The 11163-nt window shown below is 42.8% G+C and carries 12 protein-coding genes and 1 pseudogene; 1 reads left to right on the top strand and 12 read right to left on the bottom strand.

All coding sequences use genetic code 11. From position 1 onward, the window contains the following. Positions 1-321: 321 nt before the first annotated feature. The 7 genes from BGL89_RS12075 to BGL89_RS12045 form a co-directional block, all read right to left on the bottom strand. Positions 322-489, bottom strand: a complete 168-nt coding sequence (locus tag BGL89_RS12075) for a DUF4926 domain-containing protein (RefSeq protein WP_286825910.1) — start codon at positions 487-489, stop codon at positions 322-324. A 25-nt stretch (positions 490-514) separates the two neighbouring features. Beyond that, on the bottom strand, positions 515-1066 hold the full coding sequence (locus BGL89_RS12070; protein ID WP_286825908.1) for a Uma2 family endonuclease: 552 nt from the start codon (positions 1064-1066) through the stop codon (positions 515-517). A gap of 65 nt (positions 1067-1131) precedes the next feature. Beyond that, complete coding sequence (locus tag BGL89_RS12065; RefSeq protein WP_286825911.1) at positions 1132-1254, bottom strand: hypothetical protein; 123 nt, start codon at positions 1252-1254, stop codon at positions 1132-1134. Positions 1255-1539: 285 nt separating this feature from the next. Next, positions 1540-1968 (bottom strand): putative toxin-antitoxin system toxin component, PIN family, encoded by a 429-nt coding sequence (locus BGL89_RS12060; protein ID WP_159297729.1) that lies wholly within the window; start codon positions 1966-1968, stop codon positions 1540-1542. Then, on the bottom strand, positions 1968-2207 hold the full coding sequence (locus BGL89_RS12055; protein WP_002791637.1) for a hypothetical protein: 240 nt from the start codon (positions 2205-2207) through the stop codon (positions 1968-1970). The genes BGL89_RS12060 and BGL89_RS12055 overlap by 1 nt, the downstream gene beginning before the upstream one ends. 9 nt (positions 2208-2216) lie before the next feature. After that, positions 2217-2435, bottom strand: a complete 219-nt coding sequence (locus BGL89_RS12050; protein ID WP_286825909.1) for a DUF4926 domain-containing protein — start codon at positions 2433-2435, stop codon at positions 2217-2219. 15 nt (positions 2436-2450) lie between these two features. Then, positions 2451-2855, bottom strand: a complete 405-nt coding sequence (locus BGL89_RS12045) for a putative toxin-antitoxin system toxin component, PIN family (RefSeq protein ID WP_286825907.1) — start codon at positions 2853-2855, stop codon at positions 2451-2453. A gap of 149 nt (positions 2856-3004) precedes the next feature. On the opposite strand from BGL89_RS12045, the gene BGL89_RS12040 reads away from it, so the two are divergent. After that, positions 3005-3124 carry a type II toxin-antitoxin system Phd/YefM family antitoxin gene (locus tag BGL89_RS12040; protein ID WP_286825906.1) on the top strand — a complete coding sequence of 40 codons (120 nt, stop codon included), beginning with the start codon at positions 3005-3007 and terminating at the stop codon, positions 3122-3124. 187 nt (positions 3125-3311) lie between these two features. On the opposite strand, the gene BGL89_RS12035 is transcribed toward BGL89_RS12040, so the two are convergent. The 5 genes and pseudogenes from BGL89_RS12035 to BGL89_RS12015 form a co-directional block, all read right to left on the bottom strand. Further along, entirely contained in the window at positions 3312-4031 is a 720-nt protein-coding gene (locus tag BGL89_RS12035) for a hypothetical protein (protein ID WP_286825905.1), read from the bottom strand. Then, a complete protein-coding gene (locus BGL89_RS12030; RefSeq protein ID WP_286825904.1) occupies positions 4028-4681 on the bottom strand; it encodes a restriction endonuclease subunit S in 654 nt (217 codons plus the stop codon). The genes BGL89_RS12035 and BGL89_RS12030 overlap by 4 nt, the downstream gene beginning before the upstream one ends. A gap of 11 nt (positions 4682-4692) precedes the next feature. Then, complete coding sequence (locus BGL89_RS12025; protein ID WP_286825903.1) at positions 4693-5736, bottom strand: HsdM family class I SAM-dependent methyltransferase; 1044 nt, start codon at positions 5734-5736, stop codon at positions 4693-4695. A gap of 77 nt (positions 5737-5813) precedes the next feature. Further along, positions 5814-10388, bottom strand: a complete 4575-nt coding sequence (gene gltB / locus BGL89_RS12020; RefSeq protein WP_286825902.1) for a glutamate synthase large subunit — start codon at positions 10386-10388, stop codon at positions 5814-5816. Between the two features lie 342 nt (positions 10389-10730). Then, positions 10731-11063 (bottom strand): annotated as a pseudogene (locus BGL89_RS12015) (DUF5615 family PIN-like protein); the annotation flags it as partial. Positions 11064-11163: the final 100 nt, after the last annotated feature.

The raw sequence follows: 11163 nt of genomic DNA, 5'->3' as shown, positions 1-11163 counted from the left end.
AATCAGTATAGCACAATAAAAGTTAAGTTAACAAGCTATAGTTTAAAAAGCCGTCCTTTTAGGACGGGGCTTTAACCCAAAATTTCGGTAATGGGTATTGGGTTCTAATTCAATCTTTTCTTCGGGACGGAAAACCATTCCATCATAACTAACTCGTAGATTTTTTATGATAATGGATTGTTGAGAAGTAATTCGAGTACGGCCTACACAGTGCCTTAAGGCTAGTGTAACACACCCTCTCAACTATAACTGCCGCAAGATCGCACCCTCTTCTAGATGCCGATATTCTGCTAAAGATGGGAAAATATCAGTCCTGTAGGGTCAAGGTCGATCCTCGTGGGTGGGGAAATGGAGGGAACTTTCGGGTAGGTTGACAACAGTAATTGTTTTTCTCAACCTATCGAAAAATCCGACACTATACCCCGTTTCTAATCCCTCGATTTGATGTTTTTCTACCAAGGTTCCCACGGATAGTCTTTCTTCATGCACCAATTCAAAAATGAAATTTTTGCCGCTATTGCATTTTTAACCACGAGAAAACTGCCTCGACGGTTAATTCTAGATCGATATCCGGTAAGATTTCTAGTCGATCGAGGCCTTGGCGTAATTCGGGTTGTCGATCGGGAAGAAAAATGAGGATTGATCGATCTTCGGCATCGAGTAGCCATCCCAGTTTACAGCCGTGTTTAAGACAATACAGGATATTTCCCGTGACTCGGTTGGAACTTTGTTCGGGGGAAAGGATTTCGATCGTCCAGTCGGGAGGGATGAGAATATTATCGAGAGGTTCACCGTTGGTATCGAAGGGGATATTCTGCCAGAGGAGTACGGCGATATCGGGGACGATCGATCGACCCGCGAAGGTACAGCGCAATTCGGGAAACGCATAAGCGATTTTTTCTGTTTCGGTGATGCGATTGATTTTCTCGATTAATTTGCTCTGTAATCGAGCGTGTCGGGTTTTCGGCATAGCTTTTTGAACGATCCGACCGTCGATATATTCCAGCGCGGGTTTGCTTTCCGGTAGTGCAAGAAATTCGGGTAGGGTGAGGAGGGATTGGAGCATTTTAGAAATCTATCCTGTCAAACGCTTGGGAATGATTAAGTTGGTTAAGACTGGTATAGTTCACTTCAAGATTCATTCAGTAAAGACTCTAAAATTTCGGGTTTTAATCCTCTTGCTTCGGCCTCATCACTAATTTCGTCCATCAGCTTACCAAGAAAGTCGCTATCGTCTTCACTCGGCCTTCTCATCTATGGAAGTTACACCTATTGCAATTGTAGCAACCCGCTTTCGAGCTTTTAGATGGTAGTGTTGTTTACCGGTCTAACGTTTGGTCAGTCTCTGTGGGTAGGGAGACAGAGGGAACTTTCCCGCAGGGTGACGAGAGCGATCGTTTTTCTCAACCTATCGAAAAACTCGACACTATACCCCGTTTCTAATCCCTCAACTTAATGTTTTTCTACTAATGTTCCCACGTTTCCATTGGATAATTCTTCTTCTAGAATGTCTTTTAATAAAATCACATTGAGTAAAGTTCATAATTGATGGTTATTATTTTGATCTAAAAAGTCCAGAAAATCTTTTGCTTTTACGATCTGAATATTTTGATATTCAACCAGTGAAAGAAGATGTTTGTCTCCCGTGATAATATGGGTCGCCTTGCCAGCGATCGCACATTCTATGATCATATCGTCATCGGGATCGTTGGGAACGGCTCTAAGTTGTCTCGTTATCGGAACAAGGCTAGAAAATTGACGAATTTCTGCGATATATTCTCTAAGTCCCCGTTCAGATATTTGAAATTTCTGCTGAAGTTTTTCGGTTAATTCGTCTAAAATCTCTTGGCAGGTTACTGAAGATACCGATCCCGTCTTCGCTAACGATAAGCAAGAAAATGTAGGGCTGTTTTTAGACAGCCAAGCAGAGATTAATATATTTGTATCAAAAACAACTACATAGGTCACTATTTTTCGTGAACGATTTCATCGATAAATTCTTCTCTTTCGTCTTCGGTCATGGTATCCCAATCATAGCCGCGTTCTTTGGCTACGATTCTAGCTCTTTCTGCTCCTTCATTAAATACTGGTTCCAACTGTCTCCACTGACTGAGGATGAGAATTTTATAAACTTCCTGTTGCTGTGCTTCAGGGAGTTGTTTGACTAATTCGATCACTTGTTCGTTGCTTAAGGTTAAGTTCGGCATAGGTCAATTCTAGAAAATAGCATGATTAATCAGTTTAACACGGGTCCTTAGCGGGGCGGCGAAACGGGGGGAATTTTCGGCCATGGTGACAACAGTAATCGTTTTTCTCAACCTATCGAAAAATCCGACACTATAACCCCTTTCTAATCCCTCGATTTGATGTTTTTCTATCAAGGTTCCCACGTCTCCTGCGGATAATCTTTCTTCGGGAATATCTTGTAGTAAAATTACATTGAGTAAAGTTCATAATTGATGGTTATTATTTCGAGTTAAGAAATCTAGAAAATCTTTTGCTTTTACTGGTTGAATATTTTGATATTCAACCAGTAAAAGAAGATGTTTGTCTCCCGTGATAATATGGGTCGCCTTGCCAGCGATCGCGCACTCTATGATCATATCGTCATCGGGATCGGCAGATACTAGGGCAAGCTCTTGATTAATTCTGACAATTCGAGAAAATTGGCGTACTTCCTGAATAATCTCTTCTGCTCTTTCTTCTGAAAGTGTAAATTTTTGGATGAGTTTCTCGGAAAACTCATTCAAGATTTCTTGGCAAGTTATGGATTGTATCCGTCTGTCTCTCGCCATAGATACACAAATAACTCGATAACTTGTTCGTTGCTTAAGGTTAAGTTCGGCATAGGTCAATTCTAGACACTAGCATAATTCATCAGTTTAACACGGGTTCTTAGCGGGGTGGGTTTTCTGTTCGCCTATCCCTTCTCTGCGTCGATCAGTTAGAATCGAGAAATTATCGGCCTAGAAAGTCCTTTCATCTTCCCGCTTGCCGTAAAATTATGATTGTCTCTCTCCAAGAAGCTCAAGCTAAACTGCCCGAACTGATATACAATCTCAAACTGGGGGAAGAATTGTTAATTACCGATAATAATCTCCCACTGGCAAAATTATCAGAATAATAGAATGATCTCGCACACCTCGAAGCAGAAAACTTCGCGATCAAAGAGCGAAAGTGCAAGGGTTTTGAGTCCATATTTCGATTTCTCAACGTTTGTTTCTTGCACTTTTTTGTCCAAAAAAAGACCAAAACCATTTTCTAGCATGACCTCCACTGATATTTAGCAAGCCCTAAGTATTAATTATCTTTTAAGTCCATTTAGTTAAAAAATCTTGGAGTGGCGGATATGGTATTCGTTTTAATTTACCAAAATTAGTATCTTTTTCATAATCATTATCTGCCAATGTTTCCCCTGCTCTTTGTTTTTTCCGGCCATTATTACTAATCACCTTGGGAACATTATCAATCCATTTACCGCCAGTTTCTATCAATCGTTGATCTCTTGCTCGAATGCAATCGATCATTGAAAACACTTCAATGTCAACGATAAATGGTGAACAAAAACCATTTTCTTCTTGAAGTTGAATAGCTGCAATCAATAAAATATCTTTTTCGGCATCAATACTATCAATTGTAATATTTTCTTTTAGTCTTGCCGATGGTTCTCTTGGTGTCGGTGGTCTTTTGAGTTGTAAAGTTTTATTATCTACAAATAAACCTTTTAACTCTACTCTTTTGCCTGAAATATGAATGTAGTCGGGATAACTTTCTCGTTCTCCAATTTGACTAGGAGATTTCTCTAGTCCAATGTTTTTAAGTTTTTCCTGATTTTGATAATTTGAAATTAATTGAATTTGGGGTAAAACTCCATCTAAAAGTGTGTTAACAATTACAGCCACTTGGCTAGGTTCAAATCCTTTTAGTGCTTGATCTGGAATACTCAACCAATCTATTTTTATGCCAATCAATGACTTAAAAATATTGCGTAGTGATTGAATTTCTTGTGGTGATATATCGGGCATAATCATTGATTATTTGATAAATTTGCCTGTTTCATTATCTGTCTGCAAGCAAGAAGGTTTTGCCAAGATTGCTCTGCTAGAACTATTAAACTAGAGTTTATTTTTGTCCGTTCTTGCAATGTAGGAACGCTTACAGGTATCTGTTCCAAATTCTCTACGCTTACTCTTGGGCGTGTTCCACCACTCCCTGCTGGCATTTGATGGAGAAATAAAGCTGATTTGAGATAACACCACCAAAAATAAGGTAGGTTATCTTTGGGTATGATCTGTACAAACTCTGAATTAATAGGATAGAATAAGGGACTATCTTTTTCGATCCAAGTTGCTTTTGGTGTTACTAAAACATTGCCAAGATAGGCTCTCATAGTGCCAAAAATTAGAGATTGTTCACCGACAACACTATATCGTCCTTTTGCTAAATAATTATCTTCTAGTACAAAGGTTAATAGTTCTCCTTTTGGAATGTTTTTATATTCGATCGGTGCAAAATGACAGGAACTAATATCGCATTTATGATTGATAATTTTTTGAATATCAACAAAATCTGATAGAGTATAACCTAAGTCATTCTTTTTGTAATGATAGGGATTCCAGATACCTGCTTCTATCTTACAGGTATCTACTATTGTAAAAAAAGTATGCCCGTTTTTTTTCATTGTTTTTATACTTAAATCCCGAGAACTTTGGCGACTTCCTTGTTTTCTAGCAATTTTTTTAGATCGTTGCTTTCTGTCTTTTTTTGCTGATTGTTCAGGGGGATGCCAATTGAAGAAATATTAGAGAAAATCGTCTTTTTATTTATTGTATTTTTACCTTTTTTGTCCAAGACAATAATATCGGCACGAGTCGTGGTATTTGAAGTTGATTGAAAAACGCCTTCAGGTAATATTATAACGGCGGTTAATAACCAACTTCTCTCGACACTTTGACGTAACTTTTCATACTCTTTATTCGAGATAATTGAATGAGGCAAAAGACAAACTAAACGTCCGTCAGGCTTTAATAACTCTAGAGCTAAATCAATAAATAGAGCATCGCTATTTCTATAGCCTAAATTGAATAAGTCGCTTTGAGATTCTAACAAGTCTATTGGCAGTGAAAACGGTGGATTTGCTACAATGTAATCTACTTGACCAAATAGTGTTTGAATTTCTTGATCGGGGTGATAAATATTCGAGGTAAATCGAGAAATCTTTTGACTCTTATTGACATTTATTTTTAAAACTAATTCCGTTAAACAAACCAACATCTCATCTACATCATTGGCAATGAGATGACAAGGTGTACATTGCCAACGTTCTCCAGCTTCTTTTAAAAAAGTTCCACTGCCACAAGTAGGATCCATTATTAAAGCATCCGATTTAATAGGAAGCATACTGACCATTTGTTCTGCTATTGCGTGTGGGGTAAAAAACTTTCCCGTAATATCTCGAAATCTTTTAGCCAAAAAATACTGATAAAAAATCGGTAGATTTTTCCCATTAATATCTTTTTTGATATGACAATGAATTTTTTCCTGAAGAGTCTTATCTTGAAATACAATTTCTGATACACACCGCCCTTTCGTAATAATCTTAGCAAGCTTTTTAGTAGTTTCAATGGCAAAAACATCAATGTAAGAATAGGCAATTACATTGAATACATCTTCCCCTTCATAGCCAAACTGTCTAAAAGCTAACTCTATATCTTTAAGAATTTTAGTTTCTAACATTTTTTTACTAGCAAACAGTATCTTGAAGATTTGAATATTAAGAAAAGTTTAAGGGGACTATTCAGCCCCCTTAACCTCTAACTGCCGCCAATCCTTGCCACATCGCGTGCATTAGCTTCAAAAGCCGCATCGAGGGCAGAATCGCCGGTTAAACCCGAATCTAACGCCTCTTTAATACACTGCAACATCCGCTTATAATCCTTGGGCATTACTTTAACAAACTTGGGCAACATTTCCGACCAATTTGCTAAAACCAGGGCCGCTTTTTGACTGTTGGTGTAATCAGCATGACGTTGAATTAACTCGCGTAAATCGTCGATTTCTTCCCCTTCTAGCGCCTCTAAAGCTACCATTTGGGTATTGCAACGAGTGGCGAAATCCCCCGACTCATCGAGGACGTAGGCCACACCACCACTCATTCCGGCGGCGAAATTGCGACCGGTGGGCCCTAAAACAACGACTTTACCCCCAGTCATGTACTCGCAAGCGTGGTCGCCAACGGACTCAACCACCGTAGTCACCCCAGAGTTACGCACCCCAAAACGTTCCCCGGCAACCCCAGAAATATACACCTCACCACTGGTCGCACCGTATAAAGCCACATTACCGATGATAATATTTTCCTCGGCCACAAAAGTGGAACCTTTGGGCGGATAAACGATGATTTTGCCACCGCTTAAACCCTTACCCACATAATCATTAGCATCCCCTTCTAACTCCAGTGTCACTCCTTTGGGAACAAAAGCACCGAAACTCTGCCCCGCGCTGCCCTGAAAATGGAGATGTACGGTATCTTCGGGTAAACCCTCCCAGTGACGTTTAGTGATTTCGTTGCCTAAAATCGTCCCCACCACGCGGTTAATATTTTTAATCGGTAGTGTCGCTTTGACTTTTTCGCCTTTTTCAATGGCATCTTTGCATAAATCCAGTAAAACTGTTAGATCCAAAGACTTATCTAAACCGTGGTCCTGGGGAATCTGACAATAACGTCCTACCTCTGGCTCTACCTCCGGTTGATAGAGAATCGGAGTTAGGTCAATTCCTTTCGCTTTCCAATGTTCTACAGCCTGTTTCGGCTCTAATACATCAGTTCGCCCCACCATTTCATTTAAGGTGCGGAATCCCAATTCGGCCATAATTTCCCGCACTTCCTGGGCGATAAATTTCATGAAATTCACCGTATATTCAGGATCCCCGATGAAATTCTTCCGTAATAACGGATCTTGGGTCGCTACCCCCGCCGGACAGGTATTAAGATGACAAACCCGCATCATAATACAGCCTAACGTTACCAGTGGCGCGGTCGAAAAACCGAATTCTTCGGCCCCCAATAGGGTCGCTACCACCACATCGCGGCCGGTTTTCATCTGACCATCGGTTTCCACCGCAATGCGACTGCGAAGATTATTTAACACCAATGTTTGATGGGTTTCTGCTAGTCCCAACTCCCAGGGTAAACCCGCGTGTTTAATCGAGGTTTGGGGAGATGCACCGGTCCCACCATCGAAACCAGAGATTAAAACCACGTCTGCGTGAGCTTTAGCGACTCCGGCGGCGATTGTACCGACTCCCACCTCAGAAACCAGTTTTACGCTCACTCTCGCCGCACGATTGGCATTTTTTAGGTCATGAATCAACTCCGCTAGGTCTTCAATGGAGTAGATATCGTGGTGGGGTGGGGGAGAAATTAAACCGACTCCGGGGGTGGAGTGACGGACTTTGGCAATCCAAGGATAGACTTTTTTACCCGGTAATTGACCGCCTTCGCCCGGTTTTGCCCCCTGGGCCATTTTTATCTGCAATTCTCGCGCTTGGGAGAGGTAAAGACTGGTGACACCAAAACGGCCAGAAGCCACCTGTTTAATGGCACTATTTTTCGAGTCTCCCTGTTCATTTGTCCAAGTGTAGCGCTCGGAATCTTCGCCCCCTTCCCCGGTGTTCGACTTGCCACCGATACGATTCATGGCAATAGCGAGGGATTCGTGGGCCTCTTTGGAAATAGACCCGTAACTCATGGCCCCGGTTTTAAAGCGTTTCATAATCGCTTCAATCGGTTCCACTTCTTCGATGGGGATACTTTCCCGGTTTTTAAAAGTTAATAGTCCCCGCAGGGTGAAGAATTTTTGATTCTGTTGGTTGACCAGTTGGGAATACTGCTTAAAGAGGTCGTATTTGCCCAATTTTACCGCTTGTTGCAGGGTATGAATGGTTTCTGGGCTAAAAAGATGGGCTTCCCCGTCCTTACGCCATTGATATTCACCGCCAATATCGAGGGTATGCACGTTCACGTCCCGGTCGGGGAAAGCGTGGCCATGTCTGAGTAGGGATTCTTTGGCAATAATTTCTAAATCGGCCCCTTCAATGCGGGAAGCTGTCCAAGTAAAATAGCGATCGACTACCGATCGATTTAAGCCGATAGCCTCGAATATTTGCGCTCCACGGTAGCTTTGCAGGGTAGAAATGCCAATTTTAGAGGCCACTTTAATTACGCCCTTGGTGGCGGCTTTTATGTAGTTTTTACAGGCGGTTGGGTGGTCAACTCCTACCAATAATCCTTCCTCGATCATACTGCCGAGGGTGGCAAAGGCTAGATAGGGATTAATCGCACCGCAACCATAACCGAGGAGAAGGGCGTAGTGATGGACTTCCCGGGGTTCGCCCGATTCTAAGACAAGGCCGACTCTGGTGCGGGTTCCCTGCCGGATGAGGTGATGGTGTAAACCGGCAACGGCCAGCAGTGAGGGAATCGGGGCGTGATTTTTATCGATACCTCGATCGCTTAAAATAATAATGCTCGCGCCCGCTAAAATTGCCTCGTCCACCTCTTGACAAATTGCCTCAATTGTGCTACGCATTCCCTCGACTCCCGAAGTGGGATCGAAGAGAATGGCAATAGTAACGGTTTTAAATTCGCTATTGCCCTGTAAACGCGCTAATTGGGCGTTAGTGAGGATGGGAGAGTTAAGTTTAATCAGGTGAGAGCTTTCTGGCTGCGGATCCAAGAGATTTCTCTCCGCGCCGATAGTGGTGATGGGAGAGGTGATAATTTCCTCGCGAATCGAGTCAATCGGGGGGTTAGTGACTTGGGCGAATAACTGCTGAAAGTAATCATAAAGCAGTTTTGGCCGATCGGACAAGACGGCTAGGGGCGTATCGGAACCCATGGAACCCACTGCTTCCACTCCATCCCGGCCCATGGGGGCTAATAAAAGACGTAATTCCTCAAAAGTGTAACCGAAAGCGGTTTGCTGTTGAATTAGGGAAACAGGAGTTTCAGGTGAGGCAGTTTCCACAGCCGGTAAATCGTCTAAATTGACTAAATTTTCGTTTAACCACTGGCGATAGGGATGAGCTTTGGCAATACCTTCTTTTATCTCCTCGTCGGCCACGATACGACCTTCTTTCATATCCACAAGGAACATCCGGCCGGGTTGCAGACGACCTTTAAAAGCGACGCGTTCCGGTTCAATGGGTAAAACTCCCGCTTCCGATGCCATAATTACTAGGTCATCCTTGGTGACGTAGTAACGGGAAGGACGTAAACCATTGCGGTCTAACACTGCTCCCATCATCGTACCATCGGTAAAAGCGATCGAGGCCGGACCATCCCAGGGTTCCATCAAACAGGAATGGTATTCATAAAAAGCTTTTTTCTCATCACTCATCGATTCGTGGGCCGCCCAGGGTTCAGGAATCATCATCATGACAGCGTGAGGAAGAGAACGCCCCGATAAAACCATTAATTCTAGGGCATTATCAAAAATTAAGGAGTCACTACCCTCGATATTAATGACTGGCTGGATTTTTTTGATGTCTTCCCCGAACAAGGGTGAGGCAAACATTGACTGACGGGCGTGCATCCAGTTAATATTACCTCGCAGGGTATTAATTTCGCCATTGTGGGCAATATAACGGTAAGGGTGGGCGCGTTCCCAACTGGGGAAGGTATTGGTACTAAAACGAGAATGGACTAATCCTAAAGCACTTTCAAAGTCGGGGTCGTGTAAATCGGGAAAATAGTCCCCCACCTGTACCGGCATTAATTGCCCTTTATAGACAATGGTACGACTAGAAATACTGCAAGGATACCAGTAACGATTAAAGGATTGACGACTGAGGTGGGAACGTTTGCGAATAACGTATAATTTGCGTTCAAAGGCCAGATCATCACTTAAATTGGCATTGCGTTCGATGAAAACCTGTTCGATAAAGGGTTCGGTAGATTTGGCCGAATTGCCCAAACTGGAGTTATCCGTGGGAACATCACGCCAACCGAGAACTTTTAACCCCTCTTCGGCGGCGATTTTCTCGAATTGCTGCCGACCTTTCTGGCGAATTTCGGCATCAGGGGCCGTGTAGAGCATTCCTACCCCGTATTGTCCCGCTGCCGGTAAGGTAAAGCCTAGATTACTGGTCACTTTCCGGAAAAATAGGTCGGGGATTTGGCACAAAATACCCGCTCCATCTCCGGTATTTTTTTCCGCACCGCACGCGCCACGGTGATCGAGGTTTAGTAAAATTGTTAAGGCTTGTTCAACAATATCGTGGGACTTTTTACCCGTTTTATGAACGATAAAACCGACACCACAAGCATCATGTTCGAATTGGGGATCATATAGTCCTTGTTTCCGTGGAGTTTGATTGTTATTCATTTTGTCTAATAGCCTAGCAGTCTGGAAGGGAATGGCCTAGAGGGTGAGCCAGAGTAGCGATTCTAGGTATATCAATTCTGTATCCAGACTGGACCTTCGGTCTTATATCTTAAGGAAATGTTTCGATGTCACAAGGGTTCCTTTACACCGAATCCAACTTCCGACCATTCTAGAACCTAAAAATGGGTCACGGCGATTTTTCTTGGCGATTAAATATATCGAACTTGGTTTCGCATGGTTCTTCGGTTTGTGTTATGCAATCGACGAGGGTTATAAGGGATGAAACCCTTATTAGAGCGAACTAATCAATTAAATCTCTCGCCAGATAAGGATTTAGTCGATTTATGCCACCCTATCGAACCATAACAAGTAACGAAGAACCTTTCGCATTTCGTCCGCAGTCACTCGATCAAGAATAACGAGTAAACGGTTCGCCATCTCTCGCGGAGGGCGACGGACGGCGAAAATCACCCCGTAATGGGTTCGATTGGCATCGAAGTAATCGCGAACCAGTTCTTCAAAATCGGTTCGGTTGTGAGTGACTAAGGTTCTTCCCTGACTCACCGCGTGAGCGAGTTGTGCTTTATCTGTGGCGTTAAGTTGTCCCGCATCCCTCGCAGTAATCGCGTCAAACCCCCTCGCTCTCAACAACTCGGCGATTAAAACGTTAACATCTTCATCTAGATAGGGTCTGCTGAAAAAGTTTTTCGGTGGGGGTAGGAGTCAGGAGTCAGGAGTCAGGAGTCAGGAGTTTCAGGCTTTGTTGCCCTTGTTT

The organism is Microcystis sp. LSC13-02 (assembly GCA_002282935.1).
Taxonomy (GTDB): domain Bacteria; phylum Cyanobacteriota; class Cyanobacteriia; order Cyanobacteriales; family Microcystaceae; genus Microcystis.
Note: the sequence above shows the minus strand (reverse complement) of the source record. Positions and strands in the feature narration are given on the sequence as shown.

Bases quoted from the DNA above. Each gene is read 5' to 3' on its own strand.
- BGL89_RS12070 (WP_286825908.1), bottom strand. From the start codon at position 1,066: ATGCTCCAATCCCTCCTCACCCTACCCGAATTTCTTGCACTACCGGAA.
- BGL89_RS12065 (WP_286825911.1), bottom strand. From the start codon at position 1,254: ATGAGAAGGCCGAGTGAAGACGATAGCGACTTTCTTGGTAAGCTGATG.
- BGL89_RS12055 (WP_002791637.1), bottom strand. From the start codon at position 2,207: ATGCCGAACTTAACCTTAAGCAACGAACAAGTGATCGAATTAGTCAAA.
- BGL89_RS12040 (WP_286825906.1), top strand. From the start codon at position 3,005: ATGATTGTCTCTCTCCAAGAAGCTCAAGCTAAACTGCCCGAACTGATA.
- BGL89_RS12035 (WP_286825905.1), bottom strand. From the start codon at position 4,031: ATGATTATGCCCGATATATCACCACAAGAAATTCAATCACTACGCAAT.
- BGL89_RS12030 (WP_286825904.1), bottom strand. From the start codon at position 4,681: ATGAAAAAAAACGGGCATACTTTTTTTACAATAGTAGATACCTGTAAG.
- BGL89_RS12025 (WP_286825903.1), bottom strand. From the start codon at position 5,736: ATGTTAGAAACTAAAATTCTTAAAGATATAGAGTTAGCTTTTAGACAG.
- gltB (WP_286825902.1), bottom strand. From the start codon at position 10,388: ATGAATAACAATCAAACTCCACGGAAACAAGGACTATATGATCCCCAA.